Annotated in this window: 11 protein-coding genes; all 11 read left to right on the top strand. The window is 62.6% G+C overall.

What is annotated here, in order from left to right:
* Positions 1-31: 31 nt before the first annotated feature.
* Entirely contained in the window at positions 32-1,255 is a 1,224-nt protein-coding gene (locus tag ACZ0BA_RS16345; RefSeq protein ID WP_463452272.1) for a XylR family transcriptional regulator, read from the top strand.
* Positions 1,256-1,376: 121 nt separating this feature from the next.
* Entirely contained in the window at positions 1,377-3,332 is a 1,956-nt protein-coding gene (locus ACZ0BA_RS16340) for an SDR family oxidoreductase (protein WP_463452271.1), read from the top strand.
* Between the two features lie 24 nt (positions 3,333-3,356).
* Positions 3,357-5,147 (top strand): IlvD/Edd family dehydratase, encoded by a 1,791-nt coding sequence (locus ACZ0BA_RS16335; RefSeq protein ID WP_463452270.1) that lies wholly within the window; start codon positions 3,357-3,359, stop codon positions 5,145-5,147.
* Positions 5,148-5,247: 100 nt separating this feature from the next.
* A complete protein-coding gene (gene xylF, locus ACZ0BA_RS16330) occupies positions 5,248-6,255 on the top strand; it encodes a D-xylose ABC transporter substrate-binding protein (RefSeq protein WP_463452269.1) in 1,008 nt (335 codons plus the stop codon).
* 129 nt (positions 6,256-6,384) lie between these two features.
* Positions 6,385-7,911, top strand: a complete 1,527-nt coding sequence (xylG, locus tag ACZ0BA_RS16325) for a D-xylose ABC transporter ATP-binding protein (RefSeq protein WP_463452268.1) — start codon at positions 6,385-6,387, stop codon at positions 7,909-7,911.
* A gap of 19 nt (positions 7,912-7,930) precedes the next feature.
* Positions 7,931-9,073: a sugar ABC transporter permease gene (locus tag ACZ0BA_RS16320; RefSeq protein WP_463452267.1), complete on the top strand. Its 1,143-nt coding sequence runs from the start codon at positions 7,931-7,933 to the stop codon at positions 9,071-9,073.
* 410 nt (positions 9,074-9,483) lie between these two features.
* A complete protein-coding gene (locus ACZ0BA_RS16315) occupies positions 9,484-12,492 on the top strand; it encodes a TonB-dependent receptor (RefSeq protein WP_463452266.1) in 3,009 nt (1,002 codons plus the stop codon).
* Positions 12,493-12,558: 66 nt separating this feature from the next.
* A complete protein-coding gene (locus ACZ0BA_RS16310) occupies positions 12,559-14,160 on the top strand; it encodes a GH35 family beta-galactosidase (protein WP_463452265.1) in 1,602 nt (533 codons plus the stop codon).
* Positions 14,161-14,182: 22 nt separating this feature from the next.
* The gene (locus ACZ0BA_RS16305; RefSeq protein WP_463452264.1) at positions 14,183-17,059 is read left to right on the top strand and encodes a glycoside hydrolase family 31 protein; all 2,877 of its coding nucleotides are present in this window, start codon (positions 14,183-14,185) and stop codon (positions 17,057-17,059) included.
* A gap of 88 nt (positions 17,060-17,147) precedes the next feature.
* On the top strand, positions 17,148-19,496 hold the full coding sequence (locus tag ACZ0BA_RS16300) for a glycoside hydrolase family 95 protein (protein ID WP_463452263.1): 2,349 nt from the start codon (positions 17,148-17,150) through the stop codon (positions 19,494-19,496).
* Positions 19,493-22,270: a glycoside hydrolase family 2 TIM barrel-domain containing protein gene (locus tag ACZ0BA_RS16295; protein WP_463452262.1), complete on the top strand. Its 2,778-nt coding sequence runs from the start codon at positions 19,493-19,495 to the stop codon at positions 22,268-22,270. Before ACZ0BA_RS16300 ends, ACZ0BA_RS16295 begins: the two co-directional genes overlap by 4 nt.
* Positions 22,271-22,276 lie beyond the last annotated feature (6 nt).

Raw genomic sequence — 22,276 nt, 5'->3', positions numbered from 1 at the left:
CCGTTTCCGATTGAGGTAGTTGAAGATGCCGATGAAGTCCCACCGTATTGCGCTGCTATTTAACGCAAACAAGATTTTTGACCGCGAAGTCATCGCCGGTATTGCCGCGCATTTGAGCAGCACCCGAGCATCCTGGGACTTGTTCCTGGAGGAAGATTTTCGCCTGCGGCTGCCCGGTATCGAGCATTGGCAGGGCGACGGCATCATCGCCGACTTCGACGATCCGGCCGTGGCCGCCGCATTGTCGCGCACCCGCATCCCGGTGGTGGCCGTGGGCGGCTCCTACGCCAGCGAAGCCAACTACCCGACCGGCGTGCCGTACGTTGCCACCGACAACTTCAAACTGATCAAACTTGCCCACGATCATCTAATCGAGGCGGGCCTGCGCCATTTCGCCATGTTCAGCCTGCCAGAGGCGCAGGAAAACCGCTGGGCGCAGGAGCGCGAGACGGCGTTTCGCAAGCTGATGGTCGAGGACAAGATGGAGCCGCAGATCTACCGTGGCCTGGGCACCAGCGCCGCTTCGTGGGACGAGGCGGTCGAACAGCAGATCAAGTGGCTGCATAGCCTGCCCAAGCCGGTCGGCATCATCGCCGTCACCGACGCCCGCGCGCGCCAGCTGCTGCAGGCCTGCATCATGGCTAATATAGAAGTGCCGGAGCAGGTGGCGCTGATCGGCATCGACAATGATCCGCTGGCGCGCATGCTGACCCGGATACCCCTCAGTTCGGTGATCCAGGGCGCCCAGGAGATGGGCCGCACCGCCGCCCACCTGCTGGACCAGATGCTGCACGGCGTGCGCCTGCAGGGCACGCGCGTGATGGTGCCGCCGGTCGGCATCAACGTCCAGACCTCCACCCGCCACGAGGCGCCCAAGCATCCGCACGTGATGCGCGCGCGCCATTTCATCCGCCAGTACGCCTGCCAGGGCATCAAAACGCACCAGGTAGCAGAATATGTCGGCATTTCGCGCTCGTCGCTGGAGTCGTACTTCCGCCAGGAGCTCGATTGCAGCGTCCACGATGTGATCCTGCGCTTTAAGCTGGACGCGGCCACCGAGCGCCTGGCGCGCGGCGACAGCAGCATCGCCGAGGTGGCGCTGACCTGCGGCTTCACGTCGGTTCAATATATGCACGCGGTGTTCAAGCGGGAACTGGGCTGCACCCCGCGCGCCTACCAGGACCGCATGCTCAAATGCCCGGAAACGGCCGCCGCGCCGGAAGACGCCGGACCCGCGTTGCGCAGCGTCGCGTAACGAAATTGCCCAACTCACGCGTAAATCATGACCGTGCTTGGTGGTTTTCATAATTGCCCCCACCAGTGAATAAGGTGAAAATCTCCCACGCAGTTTGCTAGCATGCTTGGAGAGAGAGACCTTGGAAAATAATATAAATTCGATGCTGCCGGACGATGTGAGCCGCGCAGTGCTGGTGGGACGTGTATGGCGTGATGGCGTCATTAATGGTCCTTGTGTGGTCGCCGTACGCAACGGCGAGGTGTTCGACATCACCGGCCACGCCCCGACCATGTCCGATCTGCTGGAGCGCGACGACGCACTGGAAGTGGCCCGTTCCGCTCCCGGCGAATCGCTCGGCCCCGTGCAGGCGTTGTTGGAAAACGCCCTTGGCGGCAGCGCCGACCAAAGCATCCCGCGCCTGCTGGCGCCATGCGACCTGCAGGCGATCAAGGCCTGCGGCGTGACCTTCGCGGTCAGCCTGCTGGAGCGCGTGATCGAAGAGCAGGCCGCCGGCGATCCGTCGCGCGCCAACGCGCTGCGCTCCGAAATCCAGACCATCATCGGTTCCGATTTGTCGGCCATCCGTCCGGGTTCGCCGGAAGCGGCCAAGCTGAAGGCCGACCTGATCGAGCGCGGCCTGTGGTCGCCGTACATGGAAGTGGGCATCGGCCCGGACGCCGAGGTGTTCTCCAAGTCGCAGCCGATGTCCGCTGTCGGCGCGGGCGCCGACGTCGGCCTGCACCCTGATTCGAAGTGGAACAACCCGGAGCCGGAGATCGTCCTGGCGGTCAACAGCCAGGCCAAGGTGCTCGGCGCCACCCTGGGCAACGACGTCAACCTGCGCGACATCGAAGGCCGCAGCGCGCTGTTGCTGGGTAAAGCGAAAGACAACAACGGCTCGTGCTCGATCGGCCCGTTCATCCGCCTGTTCGACGAACACTTCACCATCGACACCATCCGCAACGCGGAAGTGAGCATGCTGATCGAAGGTAAGGACGACGACTTCCGCCTCGCCGGCGCCAGCCGCATGCGCGAAATCAGCCGCGATCCGCTGGATCTGGTCAGCCAGGTCTGCGGCCGCCATCACCAGTACCCGGACGGCTTCATGCTGTTCCTCGGTACGATGTTCTCGCCGATCAAAGACCGCGACGCCGTCGGCGGCGGTTTCACCCACCATCTGGGCGACCGTGTCAGCATCTCGACGCCTTCGCTAGGCGCGCTGGTCAACCATGTGCAGCGCAGCGACCAGATCGCACCGTGGACCTACGGCGTGCGCGCGCTGATGAACCGTGCCCGCGCTTCGGCTCCAGTGGCCGCCAAGCCGGCCGCGCAGACCAAGCCGGAGCAGGCGATATATCCTAGCCTGGCCGGCAAGCGCGTGGTCGTCACCGGTGGCGGCAGCGGCATCGGCGCCGGCATCGTAGAGGCCTACGCGCGCCAAGGCGCCCGTGTGACCTTCCTCGACATCGCGGAAGCCGATTCGCGCGCGCTGGAGGCGACCCTGTCGACCCTGGCGGTGCCGCCGAAGTACCTGCACTGCGACCTGACCAACCTTGAAGTGCTGGCCAAGACCTTCGCCGACATCGGCACCGTCGATATCCTGATCAACAACGCCGCCAACGACGACCGCCACAATCTGGAAGACGTCACGCCGGCATACTGGGAAGGCCGCATGGCGGTCAACCTGCGCCACCAGTATTTCTGCGCCAAGGCCGTGGCGCAGGGCATGCGCGAGCAGGGCGGCGGCGTGATCCTGAACTTCGGTTCGATCTCGTGGCACCTGGCGCTGCCGGACCTGACCCTGTACATGATGGCAAAAGCCGCCATCGAAGGCATGACCCGCGGCCTTGCGCGCGATCTTGGACCTGATAATATCCGTGTCAATTGCATTATTCCTGGTGGCGTACGTACGCCGCGCCAGGAGGCGTTGTGGCACACGCCGGATGAGGAAGCCCGCATCCTGGCCGGCCAGTGCCTGAAAAAGCGCGTGCAAGTGGACGACGTGGCGGCCATTACGCTGTTCCTTTCCTCGGACAGCGCCTCGGCGTGCTCGGGTCGTGAATACTTCGTCGACGCCGGCTGGTACGGCGCCTAAGACGCACAGGGACGCTTAAAGAAAATGAGCAATGACATGAACAACCAGCAGTCACGCCGCTACCGCTCGCAAGACTGGTTCGACAATCCAGACCATATCGACATGACCGCGCTCTATCTGGAGCGCTTCATGAACTACGGGATCACGCCGGAAGAGCTGCGCTCGGGCCGTCCGATCATCGGCATCGCCCAAAGCGGCAGCGACATCAGCCCGTGCAACCGCATCCACCTGGAACTGGCCAAGCGCGTGCGCGACGGCATTCGCGACGCCGGCGGTATCGCGATGGAATTCCCGCTGCATCCGATCTTTGAAAACTGCCGTCGTCCGACGGCGGCGATCGACCGCAACCTGGCCTATATGGGCCTGGTCGAGATCCTGCACGGCTATCCGATCGACGCCGTGGTGCTGACCACCGGCTGCGACAAGACCACGCCGTCGCAGATCATGGCCGCATCGACGGTGGATATTCCCGCCATCGTGCTTTCCGGCGGTCCGATGCTGGACGGCTGGTTCGAAGGTGAACTGGCAGGTTCCGGCGCGGCGATCTGGAAGGGCCGCCGCCAGCTGGCCGCCGGCACCATCGACAACGAGAAATTCCTGCAGATCGCCGCCGCTTCGGCGCCGTCGGCTGGCCACTGCAACACCATGGGCACGGCATCGACGATGAACGCCATCGCCGAGGCGCTGGGCATGTCGCTGACCGGCTGCTCGGCGATTCCCGCGCCTTACCGCGAACGCGGCCAGATGGCGTATGAAACCGGCCGCCGCATCGTCGAGATGGCGAAGCTGGACATCAAGCCGTCGTCGATCCTGAACCGCGACGCCTTCCTCGACGCGATCGTGGTCAACGCCGCCATCGGCGGTTCGACCAACGCGCAGCAGCACATCGTCGCGATGGCGCGCCACGCCGGCGTCGAGCTGCATTCGAGCGACTGGATGGAATACGGCCACAAGGTGCCGCTGCTGCTGAACATGCAGCCCGCCGGTAAATTCCTCGGCGAGCGTTTCCACCGCGCGGGCGGCGTGCCGGCCGTGATGTGGGAGCTGGAGCAGCAGGGCATGTTGCGCTCGGAGCGCGCCACCGTCACCGGCCGCACCATGCGCGACAACCTGGCCGGCAAGGAGACGCAAGACCGCGAGGTGATCTTCCCGTTCAACGCGCCGCTCAAGGAGGACGCCGGTTTCTTCGTCTTGAAGGGCAACCTGTTCGATTTCGCCATCATGAAGACCAGCGTGATTTCGCCGGCCTTCCGCGCGCGCTATCTGAGCAAGCCGGGTCAGGAGAATGTGTTCGAGTCGCGCGCCGTGGTGTTCGACGGTTCGACCGATTACCACAACCGCATCAACGATCCGGCGCTCAACATCGACGAGGACTGCATTCTGGTGATCCGCGGCGCCGGCCCGGTGGGCTGGCCCGGTTCGGCCGAGGTGGTGAACATGCAACCGCCGGATGCGCTGGTCAAGCGCGGTATCAACTGGCTGCCGACGCTCGGCGACGGCCGCCAGTCCGGCACGTCGGACAGCCCGTCGATCCTGAACGCGTCGCCGGAAAGCGCCGTGGGCGGTGGCCTGGCGTGGCTGCGCACCGGTGACGTGATCCGCGTCGATCTGAACGCCGGCACCTGCGACGCGCTGGTGCCGCAGGCCGAGTGGGAAGAACGCAAGAAGGGCGCGCTGCCGGCCATCCCGGCCAGCCAGACGCCCTGGCAGGAAATCTATCGCAGCACCGTGGGCCAGATGGAAAGCGGCGCATGCATGGAACTGGCTGTACCATACCGTGGCGTGGCGAACGACCCCGCACGGCATAATCATTAGGAACCACGTCTGTAAAAATGGGCATAGACCTGTACTGTAATAGTTAGAAATGTAGGGCCTGTGTCAGGCAAAACGGCATTCGAATCAGGAGACGAAACAAATGAAGAAATTATTGAGTGCGGCCGCCATCGCGGTCATGATGGTGTGCGCCGGCGGTAACGCCATGGCCGACGCCAAGAATCCAAAAATCGGCTTTTCCATCGACGACTTGCGCCTCGAGCGCTGGGCGCGCGATCGCGACTACTTCGTCGCCGCCGCTGAAAAGCAGGGCGCCAAAGTATTCGTGCAGTCGGCCGACGCCAGCGAGCAGCGCCAGATCGCCCAGATCGAAAACCTGATCTCGCGCGGCGTCGACGTGCTGGTCATCGTTCCATACAACGCCACGGTGCTCAACAACGCCGTCAAAGAGGCGAAGAAAGCCAAAATCAAGGTGGTCTCGTACGACCGCCTGATACTCAACGCCGACATCGACGCCTACATCTCCTTCGACAACAAGGCCGTGGGCGAGATGCAGGCACAGGGCGTGGTGGCCGTCAAACCAAAAGGTAACTACTACCTGCTGGGCGGCGCACCGACCGACAACAACGCCAAGATGCTGCGCGAAGGCCAGCTGAAGGTGCTGCAGCCGCTGATCGACAAGGGCGACATCAAAGTCGTCGGCAAGCAGTGGGTCAAGGACTGGAATCCGGCCGAGGCGATGTCGATCGTCGAAAACGCGCTGACCGCCAACGGCAACAAGCTCGATGCGGTGGTCGCCTCCAACGACGCCACCGCCGGCGGCGCGATCCAGGCGCTGGCTTCGCAAAAGCTGGACGGCAAAGTCGCCGTCTCCGGCCAGGATGCCGATCTGGCCGGCGTGCGCCGCGTCATCGCCGGCACCCAGACCATGACGGTCTACAAGCCGCTCAAGCTGATCGCCACCGAAGCGGCCAAGCTGTCGGTTCAACTGGTGCGCGGCGAAAAGCCGGGCTTCAACTCGCAGTATCAGAACGGCTTCAAGCAAGTCGATACGCTGCTGCTGAAACCAACCATGCTGACCAAGGCAAATATGGATGTCGTCATTGCCGACGGCTTCTATACCAAGGCCCAACTCGCGGCTGCGAAGTAATCGCCGCTTCATGAAGACCGGGGCGTCGTCCACGCCCCGCCGTGCGTTCGCACTGTCTTTCGCCACGCCGCTCCGCTGATTGTCAGCGGCTTGCGCGTGGCGAGTTCCACCACCTCTGCGAGAACCAGTATGTCCGGCTATTTGCTAGAAATGAAGGGCATCGTCAAAAAATTTGGCGGTGTTCCGGCGCTCAATGGCATCGACCTGCAAGTCAGGGCCGGTGAGTGCATCGGCTTGTGCGGCGAAAACGGCGCCGGCAAGTCGACCCTGATGAAAGTGCTGTCCGCCGTCTACCCGCACGGCACCTGGGACGGCGAGATCCACTTCGACGGCAAGCCGCTGCAGGCGCAGTCGATCCGCGAAAGCGAAGCCGCCGGCATCGTCATCATCCACCAGGAACTGATGCTGGTGCCCGAGCTGTCCGTCACCGAGAATCTGTTCCTCGGCAACGAGATCACCCTGCCGGGCGGCCGCATGGATTATTCGGCCATGAACCAGCGCGCCGAAGCGCTGCTGAAAGAACTGAACCTGACCGACGTGAATGTCGTGCTGCCGGTGTCGAACTACGGCGGCGGCCACCAACAGCTGATCGAGATCGCCAAGGCGCTGAACAAGAACGCGCGCCTGCTGATTCTGGACGAGCCGTCATCGTCGCTGACGACCTCCGAGATCCAGGTGCTGCTCAATATTATCCGCGGCCTGAAAGCCAAGGGCGTGGCCTGCGTCTACATCTCGCACAAGCTCGACGAGGTCGAGGCGATCTGCGACACCATCGTGGTGATCCGCGACGGCCAGCACATCGCCACCACGCCGATGGACAAGATGGACGTCAAGCAGATCATCGCGCAGATGGTCGGCCGCGAAATGAACCAGCTGTATCCGACGCTGGAGCGCACGCCAAGCGAGGAAATCGTGTTCGAGGCGCGTAACGTGATTTGCTACGACGTCGAGAAACCTGAGCGGCGGAAGGTCGACAACGTCTCCTTCGCGCTGCGCCGCGGCGAGATCCTCGGCATCGCTGGCCTGGTCGGCGCCGGCCGCACGGAGCTGGTGTCGGCGCTGTTCGGCGCCTATCCGGGCCGCTCGCAAGCCGAGGTTTGGCTCAACGGCGCCAAAATCGATACCAGCACGCCGCTCAAGGCGATCCGCGCGGGCCTGGCGCTGGTGCCGGAGGACCGCAAGCAGCACGGCATCGTGCGCGACCTGGACGTCGGCCAGAACATCACCTTGTCGGTGCTGGGACGCTTCTCCAACTTCACCCGTATCGACCGCGAGGCGGAACTGAAGGTGGTCAGCGAGGAGATCGCGCGGCTGGGATTGAAGACGGCCAGTCCGTTCCTGTCGATCACGTCGCTCTCGGGCGGCAACCAGCAAAAGGCGGTGCTGTCGAAGATGCTGCTGACGCGCCCCAAGGTCTTGATCCTCGACGAACCGACGCGTGGCGTCGACGTCGGCGCCAAGTTCGAAATCTACAAACTAATGCTGGAACTGGCCAGCCAGGGCGTCTCCATCATCATGGTGTCGTCCGAGCTGGCCGAAGTGCTGGGCGTGTCCGACCGCGTGCTGGTGATGGGGGAGGGCAAACTGCGCGGTGATTTCATCAACCAGGACCTGACCCAGGAAACGCTGCTGTCGGCAGCACTCGATCATTCGTGACGCCTTATCTGTGAAATCCATGAAAACCATAAATCTCAAACAGCTCTTCACGCAGTACAAGATCCTGGCGCTGCTGATCGCCATCGCCATCATCTGGGCCTTCTTCAGCTGGAAGACGGAAGGTGGCTTTATCTCGCCGCGCAACCTGTCGAACCTGATGCGCCAGATGGCCGTCACCGGCATCGTCGCCTGCGGCATGGCCTTCGTCATCATCGCCGGCGAGATCGACCTGTCGGTCGGCTCGCTGCTCGGCCTTCTCGGCGGGATTGCGGCGGTGCTCGACGTCACGCACCACCTGCCGCTGCCGGCCACCGTCGCGGTGGTGCTGGCCTGTGGCCTGGTGCTTGGCCTGTTCAACGGTTATCTGACGGCGTATAAGCACATACCGTCCTTTATCGTCGGCCTGGGCGGCATGCTGGCCTATCGCGGCATCGTGCTGGGTGTGACGGACGGCGTGACGGTGGCGCCGGTGTCCGAGCCGCTGGTGCACCTGGGCCAGGGCTACCTGTCGCCGGAAATGGGCGTGGTGCTGGGCGTCGGCCTGTTCGTACTGGGCGCCGTGCTGACCTGGCGCCAGCGCGCCAGCCTGGCGCGCCATGGCCTGCCGGTGCCGGCGGTCTGGCGCGACGGCCTGCGCCTGGCGGCGATCGGCGTGGTGCTGTTCGCGTTCGTGCGCACCCTGAACAGCTACGAGGGCATCCCGCTGCCGGTGCTGCTGCTGTTGGCGTTGCTGGGTATCTTCAGCTACGTCGCGACGCAGACCGTGTTCGGTCGCCGCATCTATGCGGTCGGCAGCAATATGGAAGCGACCCGCCTGTCGGGCGTGAACGTGCAGGCCGTGAAGCTGTGGATCTTCGGGATCATGGGTTTGATGTGCGCACTGGCAGGGTTGATCAACACGGCGCGTCTGGCGGCCGGTTCGCCGTCGGCGGGCACCTCGGGCGAACTCGATGCGATCGCGGCCTGCTTCATCGGCGGCACCTCGATGCGCGGCGGTTCCGGCACGGTGTACGGCGCGTTGATCGGCGCACTGGTGATGGCCAGTCTGGATAACGGCATGTCGATGCTGGACGTGGACACCTACTGGCAGATGATCGTCAAGGGCTGCATCCTGACGTTGGCGGTGTGGGTCGACGTGGCGACGCGTTCCGGACGCCGCTGATACCGGTCGACTGAATCCGGTTTCATGACGCGGCCCGCAACGACGGGCCGCGTTGCCGTTTACGGCGTTTGAACAGGTGTGGGTTTGTCTGTTGTGCGCGACGCTTGCGGATTATCATTCCGCCGCTTGGTGAATTTCGCAATTGCCACACTTTTGCGTAACTTGCAAAATGTTTGCATATCATCGTGTGGCTGTGGCACCCCGCCAGTTAAGCCAGAACGAAAAAAAATATCTAAGAGCGAGACGTATCCATGAAGATCAAAGAACCGCGCCGTGTGGCGCCTGCGGGCGTCGTTCGTCCCGCGTCCGGAATCACCCACCCCAGGCTAGTCCCTAGTGCCGCTGAAAAGCACCAATAACAAATAGCCTAAGAGCTATGAAAAATTCGTATACCTTTTGGAGAGCGTAACATGAAACAGTTTAAAAAGACAGCGATCGCACTGGGCCTGGCCCAAATGGCGATGATGGCCAGCAGTGCTTCGCACGCGCAGACCGCCCCGGCGCCTGCCGCGCCAACCTCCACGCCGGCCGCAGAGCCGGTGGCGGTGGTGATCACCGGCCAGCGCGCGGCGCTGCAGTCGGCCCAGAAAATCAAGCAGAACTCCGACGAGGTGGTCGATTCGATCGCCGCCGACGACATCGGCAAGCTGCCGGACCGCTCGGTCACCGAGGTGCTGCAACGCGTCGCCGGCGTGACCATCGACCGCACCATGTCCAAGAGCGATCCGGAGCACTTCTCGGTCGAAGGCTCGGGCGTATCGATCCGTGGCCTGAGCTATGTGCGCTCCGAATTGAACGGCCGCGACTCGTTCTCCGCCAACGGCGGCCGCTCGCTGAACTTCGGCGACGTACCGCCGGAGCTGTTGGCCGGCATCGACATCTACAAGAATCCGTCGGCCGAACAGACCGAAGGCGGCATCGGTGGCCTGGTCAACCTGCGCACCGCGATGCCGTTCGACTTCAAGGGCTTCCATGGCGCGCTGTCCGCCGACACCACCTATTCGGAGCTGAAGAAGGGCAAGAAGTCGCCGTCGTATTCCGGCATGGTGTCGAACCGCTGGAAAACCCCGTTCGGTGAAATCGGCGCATTGGTCGACCTGGCCTACTCGGAAAGCGACACCCGCACCGACGCGCTGCAGGTCGAGCCGTACTACCCGTTCGTCGACGCCAACGGCAAGACCACCTATGTGCCGAAGGGCGCCCAGTGGCGCACGCTGCAATTCGACCGCAGGCGCGAAGGCGCATACGGCGCCTTGCAGTGGAAGCTCGACAGCACCTTGAGCAGCTCGCTGACCTACTTCAAATCGAAGTACAAGATGGCATGGGACGAGCAGGCGATCTTCTCGGCCGCCAACGTCTCGAGCCTGGGCGTGAGCAACGGCGTCTATGATTCGAACGGCCGCTTCATGTCCGGCACCCTGACCTCGACCGGCGGCATCGACTTCGGCAACGACAACCGCACGGCGACCCGCAATTCGGACACCACCGACATCTCGTGGAACCTGCGCTGGCGTCCAAGCGACGCCTGGACCGTCACCACCGATCTGCAGCGCATCCGCGCCAACACCAACAGCCTCGATTCGACCGTGGCCACCGCCGTCAAGATGCCGTCGCAGAAGCTGGACCTGAGCGGATCGCTGCCGAACCTGATCTTCGACGACGCCGACCGCGCCGCGCTGCTCAACCCTGCCAACAACTACTGGAACTTCACCCAGGAGCACCTGGACCGCAGCAAGGGCAAGGAAACCGCATGGCGCACCGACGCCACCTACGCGTTCGACCATCCGGTGCTGCGCGACTTCCGCTTCGGCGTGCGCCTGACCGACCGCGACGCGGTCACGCAAAAGTCCAACCCGGACTACAACTGGGCCGCCATCTCGGCGCCATGGCAGGTCGGCACCGGCGCCGGCCAGATCACGTCCGAGGCGTTCCTGAGCGATCCGCGCTTTGCCGGCAACACCACGATCAAGAACTTCGATAATTTCTTCAACGGTAAAATGAACATGCCGTCGCTGATCATTCCGGCCGTTTCGACGTCGGCCGGTTATCCGAACAGCTACGCCGCCTTGCACGCCTACCACGACATGCTGTGCGCGCAGCCAGGCACTTGCACGCCTTGGGCGGCGGCCACCTTCGGCACCGATCCACAAGGCACCAACCAGCAAAGCGAGAAGACCCAGGCCGCCTACGGCCAGCTGCGTTTCGGCTGGGATGAGCTGAAGTTCCCGATCGACGGTAACGTCGGTCTGCGCTACGTGAAGACCGATTCGAAAGCCGCCGGCTACACCGTGTACAACCCGCCGTCGGGCCAGCCGGCACCGGGCAGCTACGTTGGCGAGACGATCCCCGTGATCGCCGCGTACGCGCAGGCACAGAACTTCGAGAACCGTTATCACAACTTCCTGCCTAGCCTGAACCTGCGCCTGAAGGCGACCGACAAGCTGCAGTTCCGCTTCGCTTTCGCTTCGGCCCTGTCGCGTCCCGACTTCGACCAGCTGCAGGCATATACGTCGCTCAATACCGGCTACAACACCACCACGATCGGCGGCGTGACCAACGTGTCGAATGTCAGCTTGAGCGGCACCGCGTCGGGTAATCCGAACCTGCGTCCGACCACGTCCAAGCAGGTCGACGTGACGGCGGAATGGTACTTCTCGCCAGTCGGTTCGCTGACGCTGGCGGTGTTTAACAAGCGCCTGAAAGACATCATCGTCAATCAGACCTACAACTTCGCGCTGCCCGACACCAGCGGCAACCTGCAGAACTTCTCGGCCACCGGTCCGATCAACGGCGCGCGTGGTCACGCTCGCGGTTTCGAGCTGGCCTACCAGCAGACCTTCGACAAGCTGCCAGGCCTGTTGTCCGGTCTGGGCGTGCAGGCGAACTTCACGTTCGTCGACAGCAAGCGCGATCTGTACAAGAACGTCTTCTCCGAGTATTGCAGCAGCGATTCGTCGGCCGCCAACGTCAACCTGAACATCAACGGTTGCGACACCAATGGCCGCACCTTCGGCAACCTGCCGCTGGAGAACCTGTCGCGCCAGTCGTACAACATCGCGGTGATCTACGACCAGGGTCCGCTCTCGAGCCGCCTCGCGTACAACTGGCGTTCGAAGAGCCTGCAGGGTGTGAACGTCAACGGCACCAAGGGCACCGATGGCGTGGATACCAATCCGGCCAGCGCTACGCCGGGTGCGCGTAACATCGTCTGGGGTCTGCCTACCTGGGCCGATGAATACGGTCAGCTCGACGGTTCGATCAACTACAAGATCAGCGAGAATGTGTCGATCGGCCTGGAAGCGCAGAATCTGACCAATGCGAAGTTCAAGCAGTTGATGCAGCAAACGACCGGCATGAACGGTCGCGCGTGGTTCGTCACGGGCCGCCGCTACACCGCGCAACTGCGTTACACGTTCTAATACGACGAAAGGCTAGACTGCATGAAGATTACCGCCCGCCAGCTTGTAAGCTCTTTTAGTTTTGTTATGTTGGCCGCAGCTGGCGCGGCGGCCGCGCCCATCCCCGAACTGGTGCACAAGGATGGCCGTCACGCCTTGATGGTGGACGGCGCGCCTTTTGTCATGTTCGGCGGCCAGGCGCAGAATTCGAGTAATTACCCGCTCGCCCTGAACAAGGTGTGGGCGGCGATCAAGGACATGAACGCCAACACGCTCGAGATTCCGGTGGCATGGGAACAGATCGAGCAGGTCGAAGGCAAGTTCGATTTCAGCTACGTCGATAAACTGGTGGCCGAGGCGCGCAAGAACAAGGTGCGCCTGGTGCTGCTGTGGTTCGGCACCTGGAAAAACACCGGCGCCAATTACGCGCCGGAGTGGGTCAAGTTCGACAACGCACGCTTCCCGCGCATGCTGGACAAGGAGGGCAAGCCGATTTACTGCCTGTCGCCGCAAGGCGAGGAGACGCTGAAGGCCGACAAGAAGGCGTTTGTCGCGCTGATGACGCACATCAAAAAGATCGACGAGGCGCACCGCACCGTGATCATGATGCAGGTCGAGAACGAGGTCGGCACCTACGGCTACGCGCGCGACTATGCGCCGAAAGCGGAGGCGCTGTTCAACCAGCCGGTGCCCGAGGCGGTGTTGAAGCGTAAAAAATCGCCGGTGGCGCTGGCCGCCAGCGGCACCTGGAAACAGGTCTACGGCGACTACGCCGAAGAATACTTCCACGCCTATTCGATCGCCAGCTACATCGGCGAAATCGCCAAGGCGGGTCGCGCGGTGTACAACCTGCCGATGTACGTCAATAACTCGATCCGCGATTCGCTCGAGGAACCGGTCAAGCCGTGGAACAAGAACTTCGCCAGCGGCGGCCCGACCTTCGACGTGATCGACATCTACAAGGCGGCCGCGCCGGCGATCGACTTCGCCGCGCCGGACATCTACAGCCCGGACTCGAAGAAGTTCGTCGCCACGCTCGACAGATTCCAGCGTCCGGACAACCCGCTGGCCGTGCCGGAGATGAGCAACGCGGCCGAATACGTGCGCTACGCGTATCTGGTGCTGGGCCGTGGCGCGATCAACTTCTCGCCGTTCGGTATCGACTATGCGGACTACAGCAATTTCCCGCTCGGTCACAAGGCCACCGATAAAACGATGGTTGAACCGTACGGCAAAATCTACGCGGCCTTCCGGCCGATGGAGCGCCAATGGTCCAAGTGGGCCTTCGAGGGCCGCACCTACGGCGTGGCCGAGGGCGATGACCGCGCGGCGCAGACCATCGCGATGAAGGGTTGGAAGGGCACGATCTCGTTCCGCGAATGGCAGTTCGGCGAACGTGAGTATTTCAAGGAAGTGAAGGATCTGCCGGCCGGCACCGAGAAGCCCAACGGTGGCGTGGCGATCGCGCAGATCGCCGACAATGAGTTCATCATCGTCGGCCAGCACGCGCGTGTGAAGATCGATCACGCGGACGGCAAACCAACCATGTGGGCGCGCGTCGAGGAAGGGTACTATGATCCATCCGGTAAATGGATCATGGAGCGCAACTGGAACGGCGACCAGACGGACTATGGCCTTAACCTGACCGGCAAGCCGGTGGTGTTGAAGGTCAAGGTCGGGACGTACTAAGTAAAAAAACAGGAGATAGAGAATGCGATTCAAAGCGATAGTACCTGCGGCTTCGTGCCTGGCGGTGATGATGTCCGGCCAGGCCCTGGCCGGCACGTTTGAAAAAACCTCCACCGGTGTGGTGGTCAAACCCGATTCCGGCGCCAAGGAAGTGCGCCTGGAGGTCATGAGCGACAACATCATCCACGTCGTCAAGACCGACAAGGAAGGCAAGGAGCTGACGCCTTCGCTGATGACGGTGGCCGCTCCTGTTAGCGGTATCTTCAGCGTCACCGCTTCGGGCAAGGACAAGGTCACGCTCAAGGCCAAGAAAATCTCGGTGGCGGTATCGCTGGCGACCGGCCAGGTGCAGTTCTTCAACGCGGCCGGCAAGGCTTTCCTGAGCCAGGCCTCGGAAAGCATGGCGCCCGTCGACATCGGCGGCAAGCCATTCATGGCGGTCAAGCAGGGCTTCAATCACGGCACCAAGGACGCGTACTACGGCCTGGGCCAGCACCAGAACGGCCAGATGAACCTGAACGGCGAAGACGTGCTGCTGATGCAGCACAATATGGTCATCGCGGTGCCGTTCGTCGTCTCGGACAAGAACTACGGCGTTTTGTGGGATAACAATTCGATCTCGCGCTTCGGCGACGCCAAGCCTTACGGCTTCCTGAGCCGCGACCTGAAAGTGGCGGACGCCGACGGCAAGGCCGGCGGCCTGACCGCGCGCTACTACGTCGACGACAAACTGGTGCTGACGCGCCAGGAAAAGGACATCGATTACCAGTACCTGAAGGACGTGGCCGAGAACTGGCCGAAGGAACTGGGCGACCCGAAGAAGGCTGTCGGCGTCAAGGTGGTATGGGAAGGTACGCTGACGTCGGACAAGGCCGGCGTGCACAAGATGCAGCTGTATTCGTCGGACTATGCGAAGCTGACCATGGACGGCAAGGAAGTCATGGACGTGTGGCGCCAGGGCTGGAATCCGTGGTATCACAACTTCGAGCAGAAATTCGAAGCGGGCAAACCGGTCAAGCTGCAACTGGAGTGGAAACCGTCGGGCGGCATGATCGCCATGACCCACAACGACCCGCTGCCGGCGCCGGAACGCCACTCGCTGACCTTCTCGTCGGAAGTCGCGCAGAGCATCAACTACTACGTCGTCAACGGCGAGACCAGCATCGACAACGTCATCGCCGGCTACCGTCATCTGACCGGCCAGGCGCCGATGATGCCGAAATGGGCCTATGGCCTGTGGCAGTCGCGCCAGCGCTACGAGACGCAGGAGCAGCTGCTCGGCGTGTTGAAGGAATACCGCAAGCAGGGCTGGCCGGTCGATAATATGGTGCAGGACTGGTTCTACTGGCCGCAGGACGGCTGGGGTTCGCACGACTTCGACAAGCAGCGCTTCCCGGACCCGAAAGGCCTGGTCGACGAAGTCCACAAGAACAACGCCCGCATCATGATTTCGATCTGGGGCAAGTTCTACTCCAACACCGCCAACTACAAGGAGCTCGAATCGAAGGGCTATATGTGGACCAAGAACGTCGAAAACGGCGATCTTGACTGGGTTGGACCCGGCTACAAGAACAGCCACTACGATCCGTACACCAAGGGTGCGCGCGAGATGTACTATCGCCAGATGAAGTCCAAGCTGGTCGATCTGGGCTTCGACGCCTGGTGGATGGACAACACCGAACCGGACGTGCTGTCGAACACGCGCCTGGAAGACTTCAAGAAGCTGATCGGACCGACCGTCTACGGCGCCGGCGAAGTCACCTTCAACCCGTATAGCCTGGTGCATACCGAGGGCTTCTACCAGGGTCTGAAGACCGACCAGCCGGACAAGCGCCAGTTCATCCTGTCGCGTTCGGGCTTCGCGGGTATCCAGCGTAACGCCACCGCATTGTGGAGCGGCGACACAGTCAGCCGCTGGAACAACCTGTACGACCAGATCTCGGCCGGCGTCAGCATCTCGATGTCGGGCATTCCGAACTGGACGCACGATATCGGCGGCTATGCGCAGGAAACCCGCTACCAGGTCGGCGCCACCGGCACCGCGCAGGAAAACCGCGTGGTCGGTGCGGCCGTCGCCAATCCGGAAGACGTGAAGGAATGGCGCGAGCTCAATCTGCGCTGGTGGCAGTTTGGCGCGTTGTCGCCGCTGTTCCGCTCCCACGGCGAAGTGGTCAAGCGTGAAATCCATGAGATTTCGCCTGAAGGCTCGCCGATGCGCGATTCGATGGTCTGGTACGACAAGCTGCGTTATCGTTTGATGCCTTACATTTACTCGACGGCGGCCACCACCCACTACGACTCCGGCACGATCATGCGCGGTCTGGTGATGGACTTCCCGAAAGATGACGCGGTCAAGAACATCAAGGACCAGTACCTGTTCGGCCACAACCTGATGGTCGCTCCGGTGTACGTGTACGGTGGCCGCGAGCGCGACGTCTACATGCCGAAGGGCGCCAACTGGTATGACTTCTATACCGGCGAAGTGCACAAGGGCGGTACCAAGACCTCGATCAAGGCGCCGGAAACCCGCATGCCGCTGCTGGTGAAAGCCGGCGCGATCCTGCCGATGGGTCCTGTGACGCAGTACGTCGACGAGAAGCCGGATGCACCGATCACGCTGAATATCTACACCGGCGCGGACGGCAAATTCAGCCTGTACGAGGATGATGGCGTGTCGAATGCCTACTTGCGTAACGAGTTCTCGCGTATTCCGCTGAGCTACAACGACAAGACCGGCGCCGTCACCATCGGCGACCGCGTGGGCCAGTACAAAGGCATGGTTGCCAAGCGCGAGTTCAAGGTACGCTTCATCAAGGCCGGCGTATCGAGCTCGGATAACTTCGACGCCGCCGACAAGACGGTGAGCTACGAAGGCAAGGCGGTCACCGTCAAGCGCTGATTTTCGCACTGACGATGGTTCCTCGATGACGGCGGGGGCGGTGCATGCCGCCTCCGCCGTTTTTGCTTTGCTCCACGAGACAATATTCATGAAAAATCTGCTGCGCTCCACACTCTTTATCTCCTCGACCCTGATCGCTGCTGCTGCGACGGCCGCCCCGGACCTGACACTGCGCTACAAACAGGCGGCGCCCGATACGCCGCAAGGGTGGGAGCGCGAGGCGCTTCCGATCGGTAACGGCCGCATCGGCGCGATGCTCTTCGGCCAGCTGGCGCGCGAGCGCATCCAGTTCAACGACATCACGCTATGGACCGGCGACGACAAGGTGATGGGCTCCTTCCAGCCGTTCGGCGACGTGTATGTGAACCTGCCGGGCCATGACCAGGCCACCACGAACTATTCGCGCCAGCTCGATATCGGGCAGAGCGTCCATAGCGTCAGCTATACGCACAAGGGCGTGAAGTTCAAACGCGAAGCCTTCGCCAGCTATCCGGCGCAGGTGATCGCGGTACGCCTGAGCGCCGACAAACGTGGCCAGTACACCGGCTCGATCGAACTGACCGACACCCACGGCGCGCAAATCAACGCGCTCGGTAACCGCATCGTCGCCACCGGATCGATGCGCGGCAAGGGCGATCCATCGTCCAACGCCATGGACTACGCCAGCCAGGTGCAGGTGCAAAACGAGGGTGGTACGATCGCCATCGACGGTAACAAGATCACCTTTACCGGCTGCGATGCGGTCACCTTGATACTGGGCGCTGGCACCAGCTATGTGCTCGACGCGGCGAAGAAGTTCCAGGGTGAGCACCCGCTGGCGCGCGTGTCGGCGCAGGTGGGCGCGGCGGCGCGTCCGTGGCCGGCGCTGCTGGCCGAGCACCGCAAGGACTTTCAGAAGCAGTTCAACCGCGTGAGCGTGGACTTCGGCGCTGCCACGGCTGCGCGGCGCGCGCTGCCGACCGATCAGCGCATAGAAACCTACACCTCAGAGGGCAAGGACCCGGAGCTGGAGGCGCAATTCTTCCAGTACGGCCGCTACCTGCTGATCTCCAGCTCGCGCGGTTCGCTGCCAGCCAATCTGCAAGGACTGTGGAATATCAACCCTAACCCGCCATGGCGATCTGACTACCACACCAACATCAACGTCCAGATGAACTACTGGCCGGCGGAACCGGCCAACCTGTCGGAGCACGCGCTGCCTTTCCTGAACTTCGTGCAGGGCGTGGCGCCGGTGTATCGCCAGCTGATCGCCGATACCGCGGCCAAGGCGATCGCCGATCCGGCCTCCGTGGTGATGGCCGCGCCAGACCTCAGCGGCGAGGCGGTGCAGAAGGAGGAAACCTTCGTCAGCGCGGCCGGCAAGCCGGTACGCGGCTGGACCTTGCGCACCGAGTCCAATCCGTTCGGCGCCATGGGCTACATCTGGAACAAGACCGGCAATGCCTGGTATGCGCAGCACTTCTGGGAGCATTATGCCTATACGCAGGACAAGGCGTATTTGCGTGACGTCGCCTATCCGATGATGAAAGAGGCGGTCGCCTTCTGGCAGGACTATCTGAAGGAGCTGCCCGATGGCTGCCTGGTCGCGCCGCTGGGCTGGTCGCCGGAGCACGGGCCGATCGAGGACGGCGTGACCTACGACCAGGCCATCATCTGGGACCTGTTCAACAACACGGCCGAAGCGGCGGAAGTGCTGGGCGACGCGGCGTTCCGCGATCAGATCGCCGGCTTGCGCGACAAGCTGGCCGCGCCGCGGGTCGGCAGCTGGGGGCAGCTGCTGGAGTGGATGGAGGAGAAGACCAACGATCCGGTGCTGGACAAGCCGGGCGACACGCACCGCCATGTGTCGCATTTGTTCGGCGTCTTCCCGGGCCGTCAGATCTCGCCAACCAGAACGCCTGAACTGGCCGCCGCCGCGCGCAAGTCGCTGGAGAGCCGAGGCGATGCCGGCACCGGCTGGTCGATGGCTTGGAAGACAGCCTATTGGGCGCGGCTGCTCGATGGCGACCACGCGTACAAGATGCTGCGCGGGCAGCTGGCGAAGCCCGGCGCGCGCGCCGCGCAGCAGACCGGCCAGGGCACGGAATCGAACAACGCCGGTGGTACCTACGCTAATATGTTCGATGCGCATCCGCCGTTCCAGATCGATGGTAACTTTGGCGCCACCGCCGCAATCTGCGAAATGCTGCTGCAATCGCAGACGGGCGAGCTGCATTTGCTGCCGGCGCTGCCGTCCGCATGGGCCACAGGATCGGTCAAGGGCTTGCGCGCACGCGGCGGCTACGAGGTCGACCTGGCATGGAAGAACGGCAAGCTGGCCTCCGCCACGATACGCCGCACGGCAGGTGAGGGCGCCGGCAAGGTGCGTTACGGCGACAAGGTGATACCGCTCAATCTCAAAGTCGGAGAGAGCAAACGTCTGGGAGAAAAACTATGATGGTTCGACATGCCCTTGGAACGCTGCTGCTGGCTTTGAGCGGACTGGTTTTTGCGGAAGGTACGCAAGTGCGGTATTTGAGCGGCACCGACAAGGACCATCGGGTCGATTGGGAATTCATGGTCAACGGCGGCCGCAATAGCGGCGCGTGGAAGACCATCCCGGTGCCGTCGAACTGGGAGATGGAGGGCTTCGGCACCTACCGGTACAACAACGACTGGGAAAAAGACCCGGCGCCCGACACCACCGGCATCTATCGCCACAAGTTCGACGTGCCGGCCGACTGGCAGGGCAAGCAGATCGACATCGTGTTCGGCGCATCGATGACCGATACGCTGGTGAAGATTAATGGCCAGCCGGCGGGCGCGGTACACCAGGGCGGGTTCTATGAGTTCCGCTACGATATTTCGAAATTGCTCAAGCCAGGGCAGAGCAATCAGCTGGAAGTGACGGTCAACCGCGTCTCGGCCAACGCCTCGGTCAATCGGGCGGAACGCAGCTCCGACTTCTGGCTGTTCAGCGGAATTTATCGGCCGGTGTGGCTGGAGGCCAAACCGCTGGACAACATCGACCGCATCAGCCTCGATGCGCGCCACAACGGCGATTTCAGCGCCGACGTTTCCCTGGCGGGCCAGCAGGACGGCAAAGTCGTCGCGCGCGTGACCACGCTCGATGGCAAGGCGCTTGGCAAGGAGATGGCCGCGCAGATCGTAGGCGGCAAGGCCCATGTCAGCGGCAACGTGGCGAAGGTGACGCCCTGGTCGGCCGAGAATCCGCAGCGCTATAAGGTCAACTTCCAACTTGTCAGCGGTAAGAAGGTGGTGCATGAAGTGAGCAAGACCATCGGCTTCCGCACCATCGAGCTGCGGCCGCGCGACGGCGTGTATGTCAACGGCTTCAAGGTGCGGCTGAAGGGATCGAACCGGCACACCATCTGGCCGACGTCCGGACGCGCCAGCAGCAAGGAGTTGAGCTACCTGGACGCGAAGCTGATGAAGGAAATGAATATGAACGCGGTCCGGATGTCCCACTATCCGCCGGACCCGCATTTCCTCGACGTGGCCGACGAAGTGGGCCTGTACGTGATCGACGAGTTGACCGGCTGGCAGAAATTCTACGACACCGACGTCTCGACCCCGCTGGTGAAGGAACTGGTGACGCGGGATCAGCATCACCCGTCGATCGTCTTCTGGGCCAACGGTAACGAGGGCGGTTTCAATCTCGACCTGGACAAACTGTATCCGCAGTGGGATACGCAAAAGCGTCCCGTCATCCACCCGTGGGCAAACTACGGCGGCATCGATACCGCGCATTATCCCACCTATAACTGCTGCGCGACGTCGCTGTTCCATGGACGCGATGTGTTCATGCCGACCGAGTTCCTGCATGGGCTGTACGATGGCGGCGCTGGCGCGAGCCTGGACGACTGGTGGAAGGATATGCTGGCCAATCCGCTCAGTGCCGGAGGCTTTATCTGGGCATTCGCCGACGAAGGTATTGTTCGCGACGACAGGAATGGCGCCATCGACGTCGCCGGCAATCTGGCGCCGGACGGCATCGTCGGACCATACCGCGAAAAAGAGGGTAGCTTCTTTGCCGTGAAAAAAATCTGGACGCCGGTGTATCTGCCGTTGTCCGAGATGGCCTTCCTGCCGCCTACCTTCGACGGCAAGATCACGCTGGAAAACCGCTACGACATCTCCAATCTGAATCAGGTGAAACTGAGCTGGCAGCTGGTCAAGTTCGGCCGCGATACCGGCCACAAGGTGGTTGCGAAAGGCAGCGCCAAAGCCCCTGATCTCGCCGCCGGCATGCGCGGCACGACCAGCATCGCCTTGCCGGCCGACTGGGCGCAGCAGGATGCGTTGTACTTCACGGCGACGGACCGCGACGGCCGCGAGATCTACACGTGGTCGTGGATGATCGCCAGCGCGCAGGCGGTGGCGCAGCGGATGCAGCCGGCGGCTGCGGCTTCAGGTGCGGCCACGTTGACGGAATCTGGCGACAGCTTCCAGTTGCAGGCCGGCGCGCTGAATGCCGTTATCGACAAGGCCACCGGCTATCTGCGGTCGCTGAAGAAGGGCGATACCGTGGTGCCGCTGACGAACGGTCCGCGCCTGGTGGCGGGTACGGCGACGTTGAAGAACATCGCCGCGCGCCGCGATGGTAACGATGTGGTGGTGCAGGCCGAGTACACGGGAAATCTGCGCAAGGTGAACTGGCGCTTGATTGCTGCGGGCACGCTGAGCGTCAACTACGCGTATCGCATGGAGGGCGGCAAGGCGGCCGACGCGTTGGGCGTGACCTTCGACTATCCGGATGCGCAGGTGCAGTCGATGCGTTGGCTGGGACGTGGTCCTTACCGCGTGTGGAAGAACCGCACGCAGGGCGTGGAGTTCGATGTGTGGCAGAAGGATTACAACGACACCATCACCGGCCTGTCATGGAATTATCCGGAGTTCAAGGGCTTCCACGACAAAGTATATTGGGCGCAGCTGGCGACCAAAAACCTGCCGATCACCTTCATCAACCATAGCGACGATATCGCGCTGCGGGTTTTCACGCCGAGGGAGGCCAGCGGCACCGGTTTCGAGCCGAAAGGCACGCACATCGATTTCCCGCCCGGGGATATCTCTTTCCTGGACGCGATCCTCCCGATCGGTACCAAGTTCAATCCACCGAACGAATTGGGACCGACGGCCCAGCGCGGACGCACGCCCAACCTGGGAATAGGGTTCGAGAACACGATCGATATCGTCATCGGCGACCGCTAGAGCCGA

It is taken from the genome of Duganella sp. AC917 (assembly GCF_979258245.1).
Note: the sequence above shows the minus strand (reverse complement) of the source record. Positions and strands in the feature narration are given on the sequence as shown.